The organism is Elioraea sp., from assembly GCF_022842375.1.
Lineage (GTDB): Bacteria > Pseudomonadota > Alphaproteobacteria > Acetobacterales > Acetobacteraceae > Elioraea_A.
Window position 1 is genome coordinate 102,398 of the sequence record NZ_JALHPR010000010.1, and the last position, 20,792, is coordinate 123,189.

Genomic DNA, 20,792 nt, shown 5'->3' on the forward strand with positions numbered 1-20,792 from the left:
CTTGCGTGGCCGGCCCTCTCAGCCGCGCGGCTTCACGCGCCAGATCTCCTCGGCGTACTCGCGCACCGTGCGGTCAGACGAGAACCAGCCGACCCGGGCGGTGTTCAGGATGGTCTTCCGCCGCCACGCGGCTTCGTCCTGCCACAGCCGGTCGACCGCGCGCTGCGCCTCGGCGTAGGCCGCGAAATCCGCGGCGACGAGGAAGTGATCGCCGCCATAGAGCGTGCCGATGAGATCGCCGTAGCGGCCAGGCTCGTCGGGCGAGAACAGCCCCTCGGCCACCGCGCCGAGCGCGTTGCTGAGCGCCGGTGTTGCCTCGATCGTCGCGCGCGCGTCGTACCCGTCATGCCGGAGGGCGGCGACCTCCTCCGCCCTCAGGCCGAAGATCACGATGTTGTCCGACCCGACGAGGTCACGGATCTCGACATTCGCGCCGTCGAGCGTGCCGATGGTCAGCGCCCCGTTCATCGCGAACTTCATGTTGCCGGTGCCCGACGCCTCCATCCCCGCCGTCGAGATCTGCTCGGAGAGATCGGCCGCCGGCATGATGCGTTCCGCGAGCGAGACGTTGTAGTTGGGCAGGAACACCACCTTCAGCTTGCCCTGCACCGCAGGGTCGGCGTTCACCACGCGGGCGACGTCGTTGATCAGGCGGATGATCTGCTTCGCGGTCCAGTAGCTCGCCGCAGCCTTGCCGGCGAACACCTTCACGCGCGGCACGGGGAAGCGGTCAGGGTCAGCACGGATCGCGTCGTAGAGCGCGATCGTCTCGAGGATGTTGAGCAACTGGCGCTTGTATTCGTGGATGCGCTTGACCTGCACGTCGAACAGTGCGGTGGGGTCGACGCGGATGCCGGTGCGCTCGCTGATCAGCGACGCCAGCCGCTGCTTGTTGGCGAGCTTGATGGCAGCAAACGCGGCCTGGAACGACGCATCCTCGGCATGGGGCGCAAGGTCGGCCAGCGCCTCGGCATCCTCCATGAAGCGATCCCCGATCGTCTCGCGGAGCAGCGCGGTGAGGCCAGGGTTCGCCTGGAACAGCCAGCGCCGCGGCGTGATGCCGTTGGTCTTGTTGACGATCCGCCCCGGATGCAGCCGCGCGAGCGAGGCGAACACCGTCTCCTTCATCAGCCCCGTGTGCAGCGCCGAGACGCCGTTGACCTTGTGCGAGCCGACGAAGGCGAGGTTGCCCATGCGTACGCGGCGGCCGGCATGCTCATCGATCAGCGATACGGCGGCGATGAACGCATCATCGGCTCCCGCGACGCGGCGCGCCTGGGCGAGCAGGCGTGCGTTGATTGCGTAGATGATCTGCATGTGGCGCGGCAGCATCCGTTCCATCAGGTGAACGGGCCAGGTCTCGAGCGCCTCGGGGAGAAGCGTGTGGTTGGTGTAGCTGATCGTTTCCTGCGTCGTCGTCCACGCCTCCTCCCAGGAAAGGCCGTGGATGTCGAGGAGGATGCGCATCAGTTCCGCCACCGCAATGGCGGGGTGCGTGTCGTTCAGCTGCACGGCCGCGTGCTCGGGCAGGCTGCGCACGTCGCCGAACTGCTGCACGTGGCGGCGCAGCATGTCCTGCAGCGAGGCGGAGGTGAAGAAGTACTCCTGGCGCAGGCGAAGCTCCTGCCCGGCCGGCGTGCTGTCGGCCGGATACAGAACGCGGCTGATCGATTCCGCGCGCATCCGTTCGTGCACCGCACCGACATGGTCGCCCGAGTTGAACGCCTCAAGCTGCATCGGGTCCATCGCGCGGGCAGACCAGAGCCGCAACGTCGTCACCGCCTTGCCCTGCCAGCCGATCACCGGCGTGTCATAGGCGACCGCGATCACACGCTCGGCCGGCTTCCAGGTCGGCTTGGTCGCGCCGTCCCATTCCTGACGCCCCTCGACGACGCCGCCGAACCCGATCTCGTAGGCCGCCTCGCGCCGCTCGAACTCCCAGGGGTTGCCGTGCGACAGCCAGTTCTCCGGCACCTCGACCTGGCGGCCATCGACGATCTTCTGCCGGAACAGACCGTGTTCGTAGCGGATGCCGTAGCCGAAGGCGGGGATCCCCGTGCTCGCCATGCTCTCGATGAAGCAGGCCGCGAGCCTGCCGAGGCCACCATTGCCGAGCGCGGCGTCGGGCTCGATCTCGGCGATGTCCTCGAGTGCGACGCCGAAGGTGGCGAGCGCCTCGCGCAGCGGCTCGAGGATGGCGAGGTTCGAGGCGCTGTCGCGGAACAGCCGCCCGATCAGGAATTCGAGCGAGAGGTAGTAGACGCGCTTGTGGCCCGAGCGATACGTCTCGCGCGTGGCGGCGATCCAGCGGTCGATGATCGCATCGCGCACGACGTGGCTCGCCGCGAGCAGCCAGTCATACCGCCGGGCGACGAAGGGGTCCTTGCCCACTGCGTAGGTGAGCTTGGCGAGCAGCTGGTCGCGTACGACCGAGGACCTGGCATTCAGTGAGGGCACCCCTGGCAGTGACGGCACCGGCAGTGACGGCCCCCCTGGCGGCCCCACGGGCAGCTCGGTTGCCGGGGCGATCTGGGAAGCCGTATCGGTCTCGTTCATGCGCTCGTCCGATGTTCGCGGTCATTCACCCAGGGGCATCGTCCCATGGTGCGGTGCACACGACGTTAACACCTGAATGCGCGGGCAGGCGTCAAAAACTGTCGATGGCTGGATTCACGCCCCGCCAAGCCATTGCGACAGGGCGTGCAGCAGCGGCAATCCAGCCAACAGGTTGAATGGAAACGTGATGCCGAGCGAGGCAGTCAGGTAGATGCCCGGGCTCGCCTCCGGCAGTGCAGCGCGGCAGGCAGCCGGGGCATCGATGTAGGACGCCGACGCACAGACGGCGCCGAGCACGAACGCCCCGCCGGTCCCGAGACCCGCGACATGGCCCGCCACGACGCCGAGCGTGCCGAACACCAGCGGGGCGACGATGGCAAACCCCGTCATGAACCGCCCGACGGTGGCGAAGTCGCGCACCTGGCGCGCGGCCGTCATGCCCATCTCAAGCAGGAACAGCATCAGGATGCCGCGGAAGAGGTGTTCGTAGAACGGCGCGATCTGCGACCAGCCCCTGTCGCCGGCGAGCGCGCCGATCACCATCCCGCCCGACAGCAGCAGGATGCCGCGACCCCTCAGCGTATCGGCCACCAGTTGCCCGATGCTCGCGCGACCAGAGGCCCGGCCGAGCGACCAGCGGGCAAGCATGAGCGCGACGATGACACCCCATTCCATGATCGCGACGACCGCCGTCATGTAGCCCTCCGCCGGCGTTCCGGCAGCGCGCGCGAAAGCCATCGCGGCGAAGAACGTGACCGAGGAGACCGAGCCGTAGTGGGCCGCGACCGCGGCGGCGTTCGATACGTCGAACCGCCCGAGGCTGCGCAGCACGACGAAGGAGGCGATCGGGATCACGATCGTCAGCAGCGCGGCGACCGCGACGAGCGGCGCGATCGCGGCAAGCCCCGCGAGCGCAAGTTCACGCCCGCCGACGAGCCCGATCGAGAACAGCAGGTAGATCGACAGCAGCTTCAGCACCGGCTCGGGCAGTTCGAGCTCGCTTCGGATGAAGCCCGCGATCGCGCCGAGCACGAAGGCCAGCACGATGGGCGAGATCAGGTTGGCGAGCAGCAGGTCGAAGCCAGGCATGGCAGCCTCCGGTGCGGGGAACGCGCCGGGGCTGTAGCCCCCCTACCTCATCAGGGGAAATTGGAAATCTCGGCTCAGCCGATAAGTTTTCCTAATGGCCAAACGCATCCGCCACGAAGCGCGCGAAGGCCTGGGCCGCCGGTGGCGCGCCGGCGCGCGTGGCCACGCACACCACCGTGTCGGCCAGCGCCGGCAGCCTGCCCGCGGGCATCGGCGCAAGGCCTGGCGGCATCATGGTGCGCGGCAGCACCGTGACGCCGAGGCCCGCCCGCACCGCCGCGGCAACGCCCGCGAGCGAGGGGCTCGTATAGACGATGCTCCACGGTGCCCCTGCCGCGGAGAGGGCCGCGATCGCCCGCGCGCGGTAGACGCAGGGTTCGGGCGACAGCGCGAGCCGCACGGGCAGGGCAGGACCCGCCGGCACGTCGGCCGCCCCGGCCCAGACCAGGCGTTCGCGCCACACCGGCACCGCGCCGGGGTGGATGCTGCGCGGCTCCTGCTTGATGACCACCACGTCATAGCTCCGCCGCCCGAGGCCCTTCAGCAGGTCGAGCGTCAGGGCGCAGGTGGTCTGCAGCCGCACGGCAGGGTGGCGGTGGACGAAGCGTGCCAGGATGTCGGGCAGGAAGAAGGTGGCGATGTCCTCCGGGCTGCCGAACCGCACCTCGCCGGCATCGGCTGAGGGCTTCAGCGCGGCTGCGGCACCATCGGCGAGGTCGAGGATCTGCTTGGCATAGCCGAGCAGCGTCTCGCCGGCGGCGGTGAGCGCGATGCGCTGGCCGCGCACCACCAGCGTCTCGCCAAGCAGCACCTCGAGTTTCCTGATCTGCTGAGTCACCGCCGGCTGGGTGCGGCCGACGCGTTCCGCCGTACGCGTGAAGCTGCGGGTCTCGGCCAGCGTGCGGAAGCTGCGCAGCACGGCGGTGTCGAGGTCGATCAGGCGCTTCGGGGGTGGGGCCTTGGCCATCGAGGCAGAAGATACCAGGACGCGGCGGTTGACACGACCCGCGCCGCAGCCTACCCGCGCGGCCATGGACGCCCCCACCGCTTCACACGCCGCCTCGCTCGCCGCCAGGATTGCCGCCCGCACCGCCACGGTCGCGATCATCGGCCTCGGCTATGTCGGGCTGCCGCTCGCGCGCATATTCGTCGAGCGGGGCTTCCCCGTGCTCGGCTTCGACACCGATCCCGCGAAGGTCACGGCACTCGCCGCTGGCCGTTCCTACATCCACCATATCGGGCCAGAGGTGATCGGCGCGCTCAACGCCACCGGCCGCTTCGCCGTGACAGCCGATCCAGCGCGGCTGGGCGAGGCCGATGCGCTGCTGATCTGCGTGCCGACGCCGCTGACGCGCCACCGCGAACCGGACATGACCTATGTCGTGGCCACCGCCGAGACCATCGCCGCCACGCTGCGCCCCGGCCAGCTCGTCATCCTCGAGAGCAGCACCTATCCCGGCACGACGGCGGAGGTGGTCAAGCCCATCCTCGAGCGCGCGGGCCTCCGTTCCGGGACCGACATCTTCCTCGCCTACTCGCCCGAGCGCGAGGACCCCGGCAACATCGACCATTCGACGAGCCGCATCCCCAAGGTGGTCGGCGCCGAGGGTGAGGATGCGCTGGCCCTCTCGCTCGCCCTCTACGACGCCGTCGTGCCCCGAACCGTGCCGGTCTCAAGTGCCGCGACGGCCGAGGCGGTGAAGCTCACCGAGAACATCTTCCGCGCGGTGAACATCGCACTCGTCAACGAGCTGAAGCAGATCTACGCCGCGATGGGCATCGATGTGTGGGAGGTGATCAACGCCGCCGCGACCAAGCCGTTCGGCTTCATGCCGTTCTGGCCAGGCCCCGGCCTCGGCGGGCACTGCATCCCGATCGATCCGTTCTACCTCACCTGGAAGGCGCGCGAGCACGAGGTGGCGACACGCTTCATCGAGCTCGCCGGCGAGATCAACACCGCCATGCCGCGCTGGGTCGTGCAGCGCCTGGCCGATGCGCTGAACGATCGTGCCGGGAAGGGATTGAAGGGCGCGCGCATCCTGCTGCTCGGTGCGGCCTACAAGAAAAACGTCGACGACATGCGCGAGAGCCCGACGCTCAAGATCATCGAGCTGCTGGAGGAGCGTGGCGCCGCGGTGGACTACCACGACCCGTACGTTCCGGAGATCCGCCCCTCGCGCGAATATCCGCACCTCGCCGGCCGGCGCTCGGTGCCGTGGGACCTCGCTGCCTTCGGCGGTTACGACGCCGCGATGATCGTGACCGACCATGACGGGCTCGACTATGCCGGGCTGCTCGCCGCCGCTCCCCTCGTGGTCGATACCCGCAACGCCTGCCGCCGTGCCGGGGCGGATGGGCCGACGCTGGTCCTCGCCTGACGCAGCATTGCAGCGCCCACCGTGGGCGGGGTTGACGTTCACGGCGTGAACAGCGTAGACGCGAGCCGTGCCAGCTACGCAACCAGCCCGCGCCGCGCCGCGCGCGCGCGCCGATGCCGAGGACCCAGCGATTCTCCTCGGCCTTCTGGCCGCCGTCGAACGCGATGCGGAACAAACCCAGCGCGGCCTTGCGCGCGAACTCGGCATCGCGCTCGGGCTGACCAACGCCTACCTGAAGCGCTGCGTGCGCAAGGGCCTGGTGAAGGTGCGCACCGCGCCCGTGCGCCGCTACGCCTACTACCTCACCCCGCGCGGCATGACCGAGAAGGGCCGACTGACGGCGCAGTACCTCTCCGACAGCCTTTCCTTCTACCGCCGCGCCCGCGCCGCCTGCACGCTGCTGACTGACCATCTCGCCGCCACCGGCCGCCGCCACGTGGCGCTGATCGGTGCCGGAGACCTTGCCGAGGTGGTGATGCTGAGTGCCGCCGATTCGGGCCTCGCCGTCACCGCAATCATCGACCCCACAGGCCACAACCGCCGCTGCGCCGGCCACGTTGTGACCACCGCCGCACCGCGCGGCCTCGTGGCCGATGCGCTGATCATCGCCGCGGCTGACGCCGATGGGTCGCTCCGTGCCACAGCAGCGTCACTTGCCGCGCGCCTCCGCCTTCCGCCCGATGCCATCGTGATGCCCGAGTTGGCGCGCGTGGTCGCCACCGTCGCCACCGAGGAGAGCGCCTGATGCCAGACCTGATTCCCGACACCGCCGCGAAGCCCCAGGCGCCCATCGCCTTCATCGACCTCGACGCACAGCGCCGCGCGATCGGTGCACGGATGGAGGAGGCGATCCTACGCGTCGTGCGCTCGACGCAGTACATCCTCGGCCCCGAGGTGCGGCAGCTCGAAGCCGAGCTCTCGGCCTTCGCCGGCGTGCCGCACACGCTCTCCTGCGCCAACGGCACCGATGCGCTGGCGCTCGCGCTGATGGCGTGGAACCTGCGCCCGGGCGATGCCGTGTTCTGCCCAGCCTTCACCTTCGCCGCCACCGCCGAGGTCGTCGCCTGGCTGGGGGCAACGCCCGTCTTCGTCGATGTGCGCGAGGACAGCTTCAACATGGACCCCGCGAGCCTCGAGGCCGGCATCGAGACGGCGAAGCGCGCGGGCCTCGCGCCGCGTGCCGTCATCACCGTCGACCTGTTCGGCCAGCCGGCGGATTACGACGCGCTGCTTCCCATCGCGCGCGCTGCCGGCCTCAAGGTTCTCGTCGACGCGGCGCAGAGCTTCGGCGCCACCCACCACGGCACGCATGTCGCGGCGATCGGCGACATGGCGGCGACAAGCTTCTTTCCCGCCAAGCCGCTCGGCTGCTACGGCGACGGTGGCGCGGTGTTCTGCCACGATCCCGAAACGCTCGACGTGCTGCAATCGCTCCGCGTGCACGGGCAGGACAACCAGGACAAGTACGAGAATGTCCGCGTCGGCATGAACGGGCGGCTCGATACGATGCAGGCCGCCGTGCTGATCGAGAAGCTGCGCGTGTTCCCCGATGAGATCGCCGCGCGCCAGCGCGTGGCCGACCGATACAACGCCGCACTTGCCGATGTGGCGATCGTGCCCAGCGTCGCCGCCCACAACGTCTCGGTCTGGGCGCAGTACACGCTGCGCATCCCTGGCCGCAACAGGGCGGACGTGCTCGCCGCGCTGAAGGCGCGCGGCGTGCCGACGGCGATCTACTACCCGAAGCCGCTGCATCACCAGAAGGCCTATGCGCGCCACCCCATCGCCGGCAACGGCCTGCCGGTGAGCGAGCGGCTGGCGGCCGAGGTATTCAGCATCCCGTTCCACCCCTATCTCGACGAACCCACGCAGGACCGGATCATTTCGGCCATGCGCGAGGTTCTCGCCTGAGGCTCGCGATGAAGGTCGTCATCCTCGCAGGCGGCCTCGGCACGCGTCTCGCCGAGGAGACGGTGGTGCGGCCGAAGCCGATGGTCGAGATCGGCGGGCGGCCGATGCTCTGGCACATCATGAAGATCTACGCCCATTTCGGGCTGACGGACTTCGTCGTCTGCCTCGGCTACAAGGGCTACATGGTGAAGGAGTACTTCGCCAACTGGACGCTGCACCGCGCCGACGTGACGATCGACCTCGCCGCGAACACGCTGACGTACCATGACACCCCGGCCGAGCCCTGGCGCGTGACGCTGGCCGAGACGGGCGATGCGACAATGACGGGCGGGCGGCTCAAGCGCGTCGCGCGGCATCTCACGCCGGACGAGACGTTCTGCCTCACCTACGGCGATGGCGTCGCCGACATCGACATCGGCGCACTGCTCGCCTTCCACAGCGCGCACGGGCGCAAGGCGACGCTCACCGCTGTTCGCCCACCGGGTCGTTTCGGTGCGGTGGCGCTTGACGGCGACAGCGTCGCCCGCTTCATCGAGAAGCCGCAAGGCGATGGCGGCTTCATCAATGGCGGGTTCTTCGTGCTCGAACCCTCGGTGCTCGACGAGATCGACGGCGACGCGACAACCTGGGAAGCAGGCCCGCTGGAGCGCCTGGCCGCGCGGGGTGAGCTTCGTGCCTTCCGCCATGACGGCTTCTGGCAGCCGATGGACACGCTGCGCGACAAGGCTGTGCTGGAGGAGCACTGGCGCTCCGGCCGCGCGCCGTGGGCAATGTGGCCATGACCGCGCCTCTGCCGAACCCTGCCTTCTGGGCAGGACAGAACGTCCTGCTCACCGGCCACACCGGCTTCAAGGGCGCCTGGCTTGCGCACTGGCTCACCCGCCTCGGCGCGCGCGTGCACGGGTGCGCCTTGCCGGCAGAGCCTGGCGCGCGGGCGCTCGCCCCGCTCTGGTTCGGCATCGGCGAGACGCTGGGGGACCTGCGCGACGCTTCGGCCATCGCCACGGCCGTTGCGGCAGCCGAACCGACCATGGTGCTGCATCTCGCGGCACAGGCGCTTGTCCCGCGCGGGTGGCATGATCCAGCATTGACGGTCTCCACGAATGTCGGCGGTACGGTGGCATTGTTGGAGGTGCTGCGCAGCGCACCCTCGCTCCGCGCCGTGCTGGTCGTGACCAGCGACAAGGTCTACCGCAACGACGATGGCGGCATCGCCTTCGCCGAGGATGCGCCGCTCGGCGGCGATGATCCGTATTCGGCGAGCAAGGCGGCCGTCGAGATCTTGCTCCCTGCTTGGCGCACGCTGTTCGCACAGCGCGGGATCACGCTCGGCACCGCGCGGGCGGGCAATGTCGTCGGTGGCGGCGATTTCGGTGCCGCACGGCTGATCCCCGACACGGTATGCGCGGCAGCGGCAGGCAGGCCCGTCATGCTGCGCGCGCCAACCTCCACGCGACCCTGGCAGGATGTGCGCGACTGCCTGCGCGGCTACCTTCTCCACGCCGAAGCGCTGGCCGCACGCGGGGGGCTGGCCGCGCTCAACTTCGGTCCCTCGCCTGAAGCGCCTTGCCTGACGGCGGAGGCGATCGCCAGCCGCATCGCCGCGATCCTCGGCGCGCCCGCGCCGGTGTACGACCCGGCCGCCGCGATTGCCGAGAAGCGCTCGCTCTCGCTCGATCCCACCCGGGCGGCAGCGACGCTCGGCTGGCGCACGCTGCATGGTGCGGCGGAGGCGGTGGATGACGCAGCCCGCTTCTACCGCGCGCTCGCGGCCGGCGAGGATGCCGCGTGGCTGGCCGACGCTGCGCTCGACGCGCACGCTGCCCTGTGCCTGCGGGCGGCGGCATGAGCACGCTTCGCCCCATCGGCGGCGACGGGCATCGCACCTGCCGGTTCTGCGGCTCGCCCCTTTCGCTCAGCCTGGTCGATCTTGGTGACCAGCCCCTGGCAAATGCCTACCTGGCGGCAGACGCACTGGCGCGCCCTGAACCGCACTACGCGCTGCATGCGCGGGTTTGCGGCGCCTGCCGCCTCGTGCAGGTGGGCGCTGCCGTGCCGCCGGAGGAAATCTTCTCCGACTATGCCTATTTCTCCTCCGTCGCCGCGAGCTGGGTTGCGCACGCGGAACGGTATGCGCGGGCAATGCGAGACCGCCTCTCGCTCGGGCCCGCAAGCCGCGTCGTCGAGATCGCAAGCAATGACGGCTACCTGCTGCGCCACTTCGTCGCGATGGGAATCCCCTGCCTCGGCATCGAGCCTGCGGCGAACGTGGCGGCCGAGGCCGTGGCCTCAGGCGTGCCGACGGAGGTGGCGTTCTTCGGCCGCGAGACCGCGCGGCGGCTACGTGACCGTGACGGGCCGGCCGACCTGATCGCGGCCAACAACGTCTTCGCGCACGTGCCGGACCTGAACGACTTCGCCGCCGGCTTCGCGACGCTGCTGGCGCCAGCGGGCACGTTGACGGTCGAGTTCCCGCATCTGCTCAATCTGCTGCGAGAGCTCCAGTTCGATACGATCTATCACGAGCACTACTGCTATTTCTCGCTCGCCGCGGCCGAGCGTGTGCTCGCCGCCCAGGGCCTCGCGGTGTTCGACGTCGAGGAGCTTCCAACCCATGGCGGCAGCCTTCGCCTCTTCGTCGCGCATGCCGCGGCCGGCCGTACGGAAGGTGCCGGGCTTGCCGCGATCCGCGCGAAGGAACAGGCAGCCGGCCTGGACAGCGATGGGGCTTACGCCGGCTACGCCACCGCGTGCGAGGCGGTGCGCGACGGGCTGATGGCATTCCTCGATCGCATGCGGGCGGAGGGCAGGCGCGTGGCCGCCTATGGCGCGGCTGCCAAGGGCAACACGCTGCTGAACTACTGCGGCATCACGGCCGGAGATGGGCGCATCGCCTTCGTGGCCGATCGCGCACCCTCGAAGCAGGGGCGGTTCCTGCCAGGGTCGCACATCCCCATCCGCGCGCCGGAGGCGATCTTCGCCGAACGTCCCGATATCGTGTTGATCCTGCCCTGGAACATCCGACGCGAGATCGCGGCCGATCTCGCCGGCATCGCCGCCTGGGGCGGGCGCTTCGCCGTTGCCGTCCCCGCACTTTCGGTGTTCGACGCGCCGTGACCCTCGCGATCTCTCCCACCCCGCTGCCGGGGCTGCTGCTGCTGCACAGCATCGCACAGCAGGATGAGCGCGGCGGCTTCGCGCGGCTCCATTGCGCCGAAGCGATGGCCGAGGCAGGCTTTCGGATGACGGTGCAGCAGACCAACCTCTCGACAAACCCGCGCCGCCACACGCTGCGCGGCCTTCACTGGCAGGATGCTCCCGCCGCTGAGGCGAAGATCGTCCGCTGCGTCGCGGGCAGCGTGTGGGACGTCGCGGTCGACCTCCGTCCCGCGAGCCCGACGTTCCGGCGCTGGTACGCGGAGGAACTCTCCGCCGCCAACGGCCGGGCGCTCGCCATCCCCGAGGGCTTCGCGCACGGCTTCATCACGCTCACCGGCGATGCCGCCGTGCTCTACCTCATGGGCGCGCGCTATGCGGCGGCGCTCGCCCGCGGCGCGCGGTATGACGACCCAGCCTTCGCCATCGCCTGGCCAGCGGCGCCCGCGCTGATCGGTGCGCGCGACCTCACCTTCCCACCGTTCGGGACGGCCTGATGCGCGCGCTCCTCGACAGGCTCGCAGGCAGGCGGGCGGCACGGTTCCCGGCGCATGTCAGCATCGGCCGCCACACCTACGGCCTCGCCCCGCGCAACCTCGTGCGCCCGACGGCGGCGGCACCGATCACCGTCGGCGCCTTCTGCTCCGTCGGGCCCGACGTGCTGATCTTCGGCCAGGCGGACCATCCGACGCAGCTGGCGAGCACGTTTCCCTTCCGCGCGAAGCTGCTCGGCCGCGGCGACGTCGACGCGACGACGCGCGGCGGTGTCGTGATCGGCAACGACGTCTGGATCGGCGCGCGCGCGATGGTTCTCTCGGGCCTGACGGTCGGCGATGGCGCGGTGATCGGTGCTGGCGCGATCGTGACGCGCGATGTGCCGGCCTATGCCGTCGTCGCCGGCAACCCGGCACGGCAGCTCCGGCTGCGATTTGATGAAGCGACGATCGCCGCCCTGCTCGCGCTGCGCTGGTGGGACTGGCCGGATGCGCGCATCGCCGCGCTCGAGGATGCGTTCCATGGCCCGATCGAGGCCTTCCTGATCCGCGCGGGAGAGACACATGCCTGAATTGCCACAGGGCTTCAGGCTGCTCGTCGTCGTCACCGGCCTCGGGCGCGGAGGAACGGAGCGTCACCTCGCCGCGGTGCTGCCGGCGCTGGTCGCGCGCGGTGCTGCCGTGCGCGTCATCGCGCTGCGCAAGGGCGGCGAGCTGGCGGACGCGCTGCGCGCCGGCGGCGTGGCGGTGGAGGAGGCAGGCACGCGCGTGGGCGGCGCGCTCGCGGTGCTGCGCGCGGCCCTGTTCTGGCGCCCGACCGTGACCCATTTCTTCCTGCCAGAGGCCTACCTGATCGGCGGGGTCGTCACCAACATCACGGGAGGCGGCAAGCGCGTGATGAGCCGCCGCAGCCTCAACGCGTACCAGACCGCACACCCACGCGCGGCGGAGCGCGAGCGGGCGCTGCACGCGCGGATGGATGCGCTCGTCGGCAACAGCGCTGCCATCTGCGCCGAGCTGGTCGCCGAGGGCGCGCCGCGCGGGCGTGTGGCGTTGTTGCGAAACGGCATCGTCATCGGCGCGCCCGCGGTGCCCCGCGCGGCGGTGCGCGAGAGCCTCGGCATCGGGCCTGACGCGCTGGTGATCACCTGCGTCGCCAACCTCATCCCCTACAAGGGCCATGCGGAGCTGATCGAGGCCTTCGGCCGTGCGCGGAAGCAGCTTCCGCCAGGCACCACGCTGGTGCTCGCGGGACGTGACGAGGGCATGGCGGTGGCCATCACCGCGCAGTCGGAGGCGCAGGCCTTCATCGACGATGTGCGCATCCTCGGCGAGCGGACCGACATCGCCGAGCTGCTCGGCGCCTCCGACATGTTCGTCCTCGCCTCGCACGAGGAAGGCTCGCCCAACGCGGTGATCGAGGCGATGGGTGCCGGGCTTCCCCCGATCGTCACCGATGTCGGCGGCAGCCCGGAAGCGGTTGGCGAGGCAGGCGTCGTCGTGCCGGCGCGCGATGCGGCGGCGCTGACCGAAGCGCTGGTCACCCTCGGCAGCGATGCGGGCTTGCGGGCGCGCCTCGGCGCCGCTGCGGCGGCGCGTGCGCGCAACGAATACGGCCTCGCCGCCTGCGTCGAGCGCTACGTCGCGCTCTATGCGGCGCTGATCGACGGCAGGGAGGCCGGCGCCGTGCTGCCGGCGCCTGTCTGACATGTGCGGCATTGCCGGGCTTCTCGTGCCGGGCGGGGCGCCCGAGGATGCGCTCATCCGCCGCGCCACCGCGATGGCGCGCGCGATCGCCCATCGCGGGCCCGACGGCGAAGGCGTGTGGGCGGAGGGCGAGAGCGGCATCGCGCTCGGCCATCGCCGGCTTGCGATCATCGACCTGACCGAGACGGGCCGGCAGCCGATGGCCTCTGCCTGCGGCCGCTACGTGCTGAGCTACAACGGCGAGATCTACAACCACGCCGACCTGCGCGCCGGGCTTGCCGCGCGCGGGGCGACGTTCCGCGGCAGTTCCGACACCGAGGTGCTGCTCGCGCTGATCGCGCACGACGGACTGGCCGAGGCGCTGGCGGCGACCAACGGCATGTTCGCCCTGGCGCTGTGGGACCGTGCGTCGCGCACCCTCTCGCTCGCGCGCGACCGCTTCGGCCAGAAGCCGCTCGCCTATGGCTGGAACGGCCGCGCGTTCCTGTTCGGCTCGGAGCTCGGCGCGCTCGCCGCCGATGACGGGTTCGCCGCAACGCCGGACCGCGACGCGATCGCCGCGATGCTCGTCGCCGGGGCCGTGCCCGCGCCGCTCGCCGCACTCTCCGGCATCCGCAAGCTGCCGCCGGGTGCGCTGCTGACGCTGCCTGCCGATGCCGCACCCGGAACGATGCCGACGCCCGTCACCTGGTGGTCGGCGGAGGCGGTCGTCGCTGCCGCGCGCCTCACGCCCTTCCAGGGCAGCGCAGGCGAGGCCGAGGAAGCGCTCGCGGCGCTGCTCGCCGATGCCGTCCGCCTCTGCCGGGTGGCGGATGTGCCGCTCGGCGCGTTCCTCTCCGGGGGGATCGATTCGACCGCAGTCGTCGCGGCGATGCGGGACGGCGGCGCGCCGCCCCGAAGCTTCACCATCGGCTTCACCGAGGCGACCTTCGACGAGGCCCCGCACGCCGAGGCCGTGGCGAGGCACCTCGGCACTATGCACACGACGCTGACCGCCACGGAGGACGACGCGCTCGCCATCGTGCCGCAGCTCGGCGCGCTCTATGACGAGCCCTTCGCCGACAGCTCGCAGGTGCCCACCATCCTCGTCTCGCGCCTCGCGCGCCGGCACGTCACGGTCGTTCTGTCGGGTGACGGCGGCGACGAGATGTTCGGCGGCTATGACCGCTATCGCTGGCTGGCGCAGCTCGAGCGCGCGGCCAGCGTCGTGCCGCGGCCGCTGCATCCGCTCGCCGCGTGGATCGGGCGGACGGTCCGCGCTGTCTCACCTGCCGCGCGTATCGGCCGCGGCCTCGCGCTGCTCGATGCGCCCGGAACGGCAGGGCGCTACGCGCGGCTGATGGCCTCGTGGGACGACCCATCCGCGGCGCTGCCCGGCTCGCGCGCCGCGACACCGCCGGCTTGGGCCGATGCGTCCCCGCGCCGCGCCGCAATGCTGCACGACACGACGACCTACCTGCCCGACGATATCCTCGTGAAGCTCGATCGCGCGAGCATGGCGTCGGGGCTCGAGGCGCGCGTGCCGCTCCTCGATCACCGCATCCTCGCCTTCGCCGCCACGCTGCCCGATGGGCTGCTGTGGGATGGCCGCGGCGGCAAGGCGCCGCTGCGCGCGGTGGCGGAGCGTGCGGTGCCGCGCGCGCTGCTCGACCGCCCGAAGATGGGCTTCGGCGTGCCGCTGTTCCGCTGGCTCATCGGCCCGCTGCGCGCATGGGCGGAGGCGCTGCTCACGCCCGCCCGGCTGCGCGAGGGCATCGGCTTCGATGCCGATGCCGTGCGGCGCCGCTGGGCGCGCCTGCTCGGGGGTGACCGGACGATGGCGCCGCAGGTCTGGGCGGTGCTGATGGTGCAGGCCTGGCTCGCCGCGCGCGGGGCGAGGGCGGTGGCATGAAGGCCTTCGTCACGGGCGCGACGGGCTTCATCGGCCGGCACCTGGTTGGCCGGCTCGATGCCGCAGGCTACGCGGTGCACGCCCTGCTGCGCCGCGGCAGCGATGCGTCGCGGCTTCCAGCCGCGATTACGGCGCACCGCGAGCCCCCCGCGCTCGACGCGCTGCTCGCCACGATCAGGCCCGATGTCGTCCTGCATCTCGCGACGGAGTACCGCCACGGGCATGACCATGCCGCGATCGCACCGATGCTCGCCGCCAACGTCACGCTCGGCACGATGCTCGCCGATGCCGCCGCACGGGCCGGCGTTGGCGGCTTCGTCACGCTCGGCACCGCCGCGCAGCATGCCGGGCCCGGTGGCGATGCGCCGGCAACACTCTATGCGGCGAGCAAGCAGGCCTTCGAGGTGCTGCTCGGCGCCATCGCGCGCGCGGCCGGGCTTCCAACAGCCACGCTCCTGGTGTTCGAGACGTTCGGACCGGGCGACACGCGCGGGAAGATCCTCGACCGGATGATCGCCGCCGCGATGACCGGCGCGCCGCTCGACCTCTCCCCCGGCGAGCAGGCGATCGACCTCGTGCATGTCGATGACGTGGTGGGCGCGATCGTCCTGGCGGCCGAAGGGCTCGCCGCCGGCACGCTGCCGGCTGGCGGCCGCTTCGCCCTCTCCTCCGGCACGGCGGTTACCCTGCGTGACCTCGCAGGCCGTATCGAAGCGACGCTCGGCCGCCCGCTGCCGGCGCGCTGGGGTGCCCTCCCCTACCGCGCGGGCGAGATCATGCAGCCCTGGCGCGGCGGCGCGGCCCTGCCCGGCTGGCACCCACGGCTCAGCCTCGATGCCTTCCTCGCGGCTGCGCGGGACCGCGTCGCTTGACCACCCACGACCCCCTGGCTACGCAGCACGGCAGCGCGCCGTGGGCGACGCCCAATCCGGACAGAGCATGACAGACGCGACGACCGACCCAGCACGCTTCTTCGATGGCAAGGCTGTTCTCGTGACCGGCGGCACCGGCAGCTTCGGCCGCGCCTTCGTCTCGGCCCTGCTGTCGCGGGCGACACCCCGCCGGCTCGTCGTGTTCTCGCGCGACGAACTCAAGCAGTACGAGATGGCGCAGGAGTTCGAGGCGAAGGACACGCGCGGCGTCGTCCGCTACTTCATCGGCGATGTGCGCGATGCGGCGCGGCTGACGCAAGCGCTCCGCGGCATCGACGTGGTGGTGCACGCCGCGGCGCTGAAGCATGTAACGATTGCGGAATACAACCCCTTCGAATGCATCCGCACCAACGTGATGGGGGCGGAGAATGTCGCGCAGGCGGCGATCGCGGCGGGCGTGCAGCGCGTCATTGCGCTTTCGACCGACAAGGCGGCGAACCCGGCGAACCTCTACGGCGCGAGCAAGCTTGCCTCCGACAAGATCTTCATCGCCGCCAACCACCTCGCCGGCCTCAACGGCTGCCGCTTCGCCGTCGTGCGCTACGGCAACGTCGTGGGCTCGCGCGGCTCGGTCGTGCCGCTGTTCCGCAAGCTGATCGCCGATGGGGCCGATCATCTGCCGATCACCGATCCGCGGATGACTCGGTTCTGGATCACGCTCGCCCAAGGGGTGGAGTTCGTGTGCTCCTCGGCGGCGATGATGACGGGGGGCGAGATCTTCGTGCCGAAGATCCCCTCGATGCGCATCGTCGACCTCGCCTCCGTCATGGCGCCTGGCCTGCCGCAGAAGGTCGTCGGCATCCGCCCGGGCGAGAAGCTGCACGAAGCGATGATCACCGAGGACGACGCGCGCTCGACGCTCGACCTCGGTGACCGTTACGTGATCGAGCCGTCCATCGTCATGTACCACCGCGGTGACATGCGCGCGGCCGGCGGCGTGCCGGTGCCCGACGGGTTCCGCTACGCGAGCGACAGCAACAGCGAGTGGCTCGACGGCCCCGGCCTCACGCGGCTTCTGGAGCAGGCGGGATGAGCACTGGGTTCCTCCCTTATGGCCGGCATGCGATCGGCGAGGATGACATCGCCGCCGTCGCCGAGGTGTTGCGCGGCGACTGGCTGACGACCGGCCCCAACGTCGCTGCCTTCGAGGCGGATTTCGCGGCCGCGGTGGGCGCGCGGCATGCGCTCGCCTGCAACTCCGGCACCGCGGCGCTGCACATGGCCGCGCACGCCCTCCGCCTGGGCCCGGATGACGCGGTGGTCGTGCCGGCCATCACCTTCCTCGCCACCGCCAACGCCGCGGTCTATGTCGGGGCCGAGGTGGTGTTCGCCGATGTCGACGCCGAGACAGGCGCGATCACGCCGGAGACGGTACGCGAGGCAGCACGGCGCGCGACGCGGCCGGTGAAGGCGGTGTTCCCCGTGCACCTCAAGGGGACGGTCGCCGATCCGCCGGCGATCGCCGAGGCGGCCGAGGCGCTGGGTGCGGTCGTGGTCGAGGATGCGTGCCACGGCCTCGGAACGATCTATACGGCCAACGGAACGCCCGCGCGCGTCGGCGCCTGCGCGCACGCGACGATCGCGACGTTCTCGCTCCACCCCGTCAAGACGATCGCGATGGGCGAGGGCGGGGTGGTGACGACGAACGATCCGGCGCTGGCCGAAACCATGCGGCGCTTCCGCAGCCACGGCATGGTGCACGCGCCGGAGGCCTGGGCGCTGCCCGACCAGGGCATGGAGGATGGCGCGCCTGCGCCCTGGTACTACGAGATGCAGGAACCCGGCTTCAATTACCGCGCGCCCGACATTGCCTGCGCGCTGGCGCGAAGCCAGCTCGGCAAGCTGGAGGGCTTCGTCGCCCGCCGCGCCGCGCTCGCGGATCGCTACGACGCGCTGCTCGCCCCGCTCGCCCCCCATGTCCTGCCACCCGTGCGGCCCGAGGGCTGCACGCCAGGCTGGCATCTCTACGCCGTGCGGATCGATTTCGCCGCGTGCGGGCGGAGACGCGGCGCGGTGATGCGGGCGCTGCGCGAACGCGGCATCGGCAGCCAGGTCCATTACGTTCCGGTGCCGTGGCAGCCCTACTGGCGCAACCGTCAGCCCGTCCCCGCGCTGCCGGGAGCGGAACACTACTACGCGCGCACGCTGTCCCTGCCGCTCTATCCAGGCATGGACGACGGCGATCCCACGCGCGTCGTCACGGCGCTGGCCGAGGTTCTCGGGATCGGCTGATGCGCATCCTGCTGCACGGCTTCGGCACCTTCGCGCTCATCTGGCGGCACCTGATCGCACATGCGCAGAAGGTCGCGCCCGAGATCGAATGGTCGATCATCCTGCAGACCGATCATCACCGCGACGTGCTGCGCGCGGTGCTGCCGGACGAACGCATCTTCTGCCTCGAGCATCACCAGGCGCGCGAAAGCGCACTCGGCCTCGATCTCTCCGTCCTCGCCACATATCCCGGCAACATCCACGCCGACATCGAGGCCGAGAAGGTTGCGTTCAAGCACCAGGCCGCGCGGCTTCAGCTTGCCCGCGCGGTCGAGACCTACACGCTCTACAAGGAGTTCGCCGAGCGCGTTCGGCCGACGCATCTCCTGATCAGCCAGATCGAGGGGTTCGAGGGCAAGATGCTCACCGGCCTCGGCCGCGAGCTCGGGCTGACGGTGATGGTGCCTGTGAACGGGCGGAACCTCGGCGGCACCTTCTTCGCCTCGGACGCGTACGAGACGCTGCCTGCCCACCGGGCCGCGACGCCGGAACTGCTCGATCGCGCGCGCGCCTTCGTTGCCCGGTTCCGCGAGAGCCCGACCTCCGCTGCCGGCAGGCCCGACGATCCGGCCGCCGACGGGACGGTTCTGAGCACCTTCCGCCCGTCGCTTCCGGTGCGCGCCGCGCGCTTCGCCAGGCGCGCGATCAGCCGTCCCGACCTGTTCGACCGGGAGCACCTGCGCACCAGCGTGCTGAACAACCTGCCATTCCTGCGCAACCGCATGTGGGCGCTGCACCGCTGGCGTGCCGCGCGCATCTTCGACATCGCGAGCCCTGATGCATTGCCGAAACGGTTCATCTACTACCCGCTCCAGTACACGCCGGAATCGTCGATCAACACCCCCGCCCCATACTATGTCGACCAGCTCCGCGTGATCGATGCGCTGCGCTTCGCGATGCCGCATGACCACCTGCTCGTGGTGAAGGAGCACCCAGCCTGCATCGTCGTGCGCCCGCTCTCCTTCGTGAAGGCGCTGCAGCAGCGCGCGGGCGTGGTGCTCACGCAGTACAGGATGGACAGCAGGATGCTCGCGCGCCGCGCCTCCCTCACCGTCTCGGTCAGCGGCAGTGCGACGCTCGAGGCGTTCCTGTTCGGCAAGCCGGCACTGATGCTGGGCCACTCCTTCATCACCCCCTATCTCGGCGGGGCGAGCGCCGTTTCCGCTTTGCAGGAGCGGATCGCTGGCGCCATCGCCGCCCCGCCGGATGATGAGCAGGTGGCGAACGCGGTCGCCGAGGTCATGAGCGTCACCTACCCGTTCATGCTGAGCGCGCCTGGCCTGCCGGACGAGCCCGTGCTGCGCCCCGGCAACATCGCGCGCATGTTCGATGCCGTGCGTGACCACGCAACGCGCGCGGCCGCGCATGCCGGGCACGCGGCGAGGGCAGCCTGAGGCGATGCCCGCTGTCGTGATCCAGGGGCCCGAGGCCTACGCGGCGGTCGCCGGCAACACTGCGTTCCGCGAGGTCGAGGACCATCCGTTCTACGGCGGCTTCGGGCGGCTCTACTATCCCGCTGTCACGGCGGATGCCGTCGCGGATGCCAGCATCACGGTGCTGATCGATGGCGCGCCAGCCCTCTACGTGCCTGGAGCGATCGGCGAGGGGCAGCTCGCCTATAACGGCATGGCGCTGCGGTTCTTCTTCGCCGCCGGCTGTGATCGATCCATCCGCGAAGCGGCGGTCGATGCCGCCTTCCGCCACATCGACGCGCAGGCCGCCGCCGGGCGCCTCCAGCGCGCCTGGGTGCGTGACGAGGCCGCAGCCGGCGTGCTCGGGCCGATCGGCATGGCGGCGCTTAGCCGTGGCGCTGCAATCTCGATCCAGCTCAACGGCTGGATCGATCTCTCCGCCGGCGAGGCTGCGCAGCGGCGTGAGCTGCGCAAGAGTTTCCGTTCGCTCATCAACTGGGGCAAGGCGAACATGGTGCTGAGCTACGTGAACGCCGCCAACCCTGACCCTTCCGCCTTCGCCACGCTCCAGGCCTTCCACCAGAAGGTGGCAGGCCGCACGACGCGCACGCAGGCGAGCTGGGATGCGATGTTCGCCTGGGTCGCCGGCGGCGGCGGTGAGCTCGTTCTCGCCCACCTGCCCGATGGCGAGCTCGTTGCGGCGACCTTGGTCGTGGATGGGCGGACGGAGGCGTATTACGCGACCGGCGTGTACGACAGGGAGCGGTTCGAGAAGCCGATGGCGCACTGGCCGCTCTGGAACGCGATCGAGCGCGCGCGCGACCGCGGCCTCCAGCGTTTCGACCTCGGCATCATCCCGCTCCCGGGTGCGGCGAGTGCAAAGGAGGAGGCGATCGGCTACTTCAAGCGCGGCTTCGCGATGTCGATCATCGCCTCCGCGGAGTGGAGCTGGAGTGCGCGGCAGGCTCGCAACGGCGATCAGGGGGGATAGGGCG

18 protein-coding genes are annotated in these 20,792 nt (G+C 70.7%); 15 read left to right on the forward strand and 3 right to left on the reverse strand.

Translation table 11 applies throughout. The annotated features are described in order from the left end of the window. Window positions 1-18: 18 nt before the first annotated feature. From Q0C38_RS11030 to Q0C38_RS11040, 3 genes are all read right to left on the reverse strand, one after another. A complete protein-coding gene (locus Q0C38_RS11030) occupies window positions 19-2,556 on the reverse strand; it encodes a glycogen/starch/alpha-glucan phosphorylase (protein ID WP_291297139.1) in 2,538 nt (845 codons plus the stop codon). 114 nt (window positions 2,557-2,670) lie between these two features. Next, entirely contained in the window at window positions 2,671-3,645 is a 975-nt protein-coding gene (locus Q0C38_RS11035) for a sodium-dependent bicarbonate transport family permease (protein ID WP_291297140.1), read from the reverse strand. A gap of 91 nt (window positions 3,646-3,736) precedes the next feature. Continuing rightward, complete coding sequence (locus Q0C38_RS11040) at window positions 3,737-4,612, reverse strand: LysR family transcriptional regulator (RefSeq protein WP_291297141.1); 876 nt, start codon at window positions 4,610-4,612, stop codon at window positions 3,737-3,739. Between the two features lie 64 nt (window positions 4,613-4,676). Between Q0C38_RS11040 and Q0C38_RS11045 the strand changes: the two genes are divergently transcribed. The 15 genes from Q0C38_RS11045 to Q0C38_RS11115 all read left to right on the forward strand — a co-directional run bounded on the left by Q0C38_RS11045 (window position 4,677) and on the right by Q0C38_RS11115 (window position 20,788). After that, on the forward strand, window positions 4,677-6,023 hold the full coding sequence (locus tag Q0C38_RS11045) for a nucleotide sugar dehydrogenase (RefSeq protein ID WP_291297142.1): 1,347 nt from the start codon (window positions 4,677-4,679) through the stop codon (window positions 6,021-6,023). Window positions 6,024-6,090: 67 nt separating this feature from the next. Then, on the forward strand, window positions 6,091-6,768 hold the full coding sequence (locus Q0C38_RS11050) for a winged helix-turn-helix transcriptional regulator (protein WP_291297143.1): 678 nt from the start codon (window positions 6,091-6,093) through the stop codon (window positions 6,766-6,768). Further along, the gene (locus Q0C38_RS11055) at window positions 6,768-7,934 is read left to right on the forward strand and encodes a DegT/DnrJ/EryC1/StrS aminotransferase family protein (RefSeq protein ID WP_291297144.1); all 1,167 of its coding nucleotides are present in this window, start codon (window positions 6,768-6,770) and stop codon (window positions 7,932-7,934) included. The genes Q0C38_RS11050 and Q0C38_RS11055 overlap by 1 nt, the downstream gene beginning before the upstream one ends. 8 nt (window positions 7,935-7,942) lie before the next feature. Continuing rightward, window positions 7,943-8,716 carry a glucose-1-phosphate cytidylyltransferase gene (gene rfbF, locus Q0C38_RS11060; RefSeq protein WP_291297145.1) on the forward strand — a complete coding sequence of 258 codons (774 nt, stop codon included), beginning with the start codon at window positions 7,943-7,945 and terminating at the stop codon, window positions 8,714-8,716. Continuing rightward, a complete protein-coding gene (gene rfbG / locus Q0C38_RS11065; protein ID WP_291297146.1) occupies window positions 8,713-9,783 on the forward strand; it encodes a CDP-glucose 4,6-dehydratase in 1,071 nt (356 codons plus the stop codon). The genes rfbF and rfbG overlap by 4 nt, the downstream gene beginning before the upstream one ends. Next, entirely contained in the window at window positions 9,780-11,051 is a 1,272-nt protein-coding gene (locus Q0C38_RS11070) for a class I SAM-dependent methyltransferase (RefSeq protein WP_291297147.1), read from the forward strand. The genes rfbG and Q0C38_RS11070 overlap by 4 nt, the downstream gene beginning before the upstream one ends. Further along, complete coding sequence (locus Q0C38_RS11075; RefSeq protein WP_291297148.1) at window positions 11,048-11,587, forward strand: dTDP-4-dehydrorhamnose 3,5-epimerase family protein; 540 nt, start codon at window positions 11,048-11,050, stop codon at window positions 11,585-11,587. The genes Q0C38_RS11070 and Q0C38_RS11075 overlap by 4 nt, the downstream gene beginning before the upstream one ends. After that, window positions 11,587-12,156, forward strand: coding sequence for a CatB-related O-acetyltransferase (locus Q0C38_RS23325; RefSeq protein ID WP_291297149.1), 570 nt, complete (start codon window positions 11,587-11,589; stop codon window positions 12,154-12,156). Before Q0C38_RS11075 ends, Q0C38_RS23325 begins: the two co-directional genes overlap by 1 nt. Continuing rightward, complete coding sequence (locus Q0C38_RS11085) at window positions 12,149-13,291, forward strand: glycosyltransferase (RefSeq protein ID WP_291297150.1); 1,143 nt, start codon at window positions 12,149-12,151, stop codon at window positions 13,289-13,291. Before Q0C38_RS23325 ends, Q0C38_RS11085 begins: the two co-directional genes overlap by 8 nt. 1 nt (window position 13,292) lies before the next feature. After that, the gene (gene asnB, locus Q0C38_RS11090) at window positions 13,293-15,182 is read left to right on the forward strand and encodes an asparagine synthase (glutamine-hydrolyzing) (protein WP_291297151.1); all 1,890 of its coding nucleotides are present in this window, start codon (window positions 13,293-13,295) and stop codon (window positions 15,180-15,182) included. Next, entirely contained in the window at window positions 15,179-16,054 is an 876-nt protein-coding gene (locus Q0C38_RS11095) for an NAD(P)-dependent oxidoreductase (RefSeq protein ID WP_291297152.1), read from the forward strand. The genes asnB and Q0C38_RS11095 overlap by 4 nt, the downstream gene beginning before the upstream one ends. A 67-nt stretch (window positions 16,055-16,121) precedes the next feature. Further along, window positions 16,122-17,147 carry a UDP-N-acetylglucosamine 4,6-dehydratase (inverting) gene (gene pseB / locus Q0C38_RS11100; protein ID WP_291297153.1) on the forward strand — a complete coding sequence of 342 codons (1,026 nt, stop codon included), beginning with the start codon at window positions 16,122-16,124 and terminating at the stop codon, window positions 17,145-17,147. Further along, window positions 17,144-18,346: a UDP-4-amino-4,6-dideoxy-N-acetyl-beta-L-altrosamine transaminase gene (gene pseC / locus Q0C38_RS11105; RefSeq protein ID WP_291297154.1), complete on the forward strand. Its 1,203-nt coding sequence runs from the start codon at window positions 17,144-17,146 to the stop codon at window positions 18,344-18,346. Before pseB ends, pseC begins: the two co-directional genes overlap by 4 nt. Beyond that, entirely contained in the window at window positions 18,346-19,779 is a 1,434-nt protein-coding gene (locus tag Q0C38_RS11110; protein ID WP_291297155.1) for a hypothetical protein, read from the forward strand. The genes pseC and Q0C38_RS11110 overlap by 1 nt, the downstream gene beginning before the upstream one ends. Continuing rightward, window positions 19,751-20,788, forward strand: coding sequence for a GNAT family N-acetyltransferase (locus tag Q0C38_RS11115; protein ID WP_291297156.1), 1,038 nt, complete (start codon window positions 19,751-19,753; stop codon window positions 20,786-20,788). Before Q0C38_RS11110 ends, Q0C38_RS11115 begins: the two co-directional genes overlap by 29 nt. Window positions 20,789-20,792 lie beyond the last annotated feature (4 nt).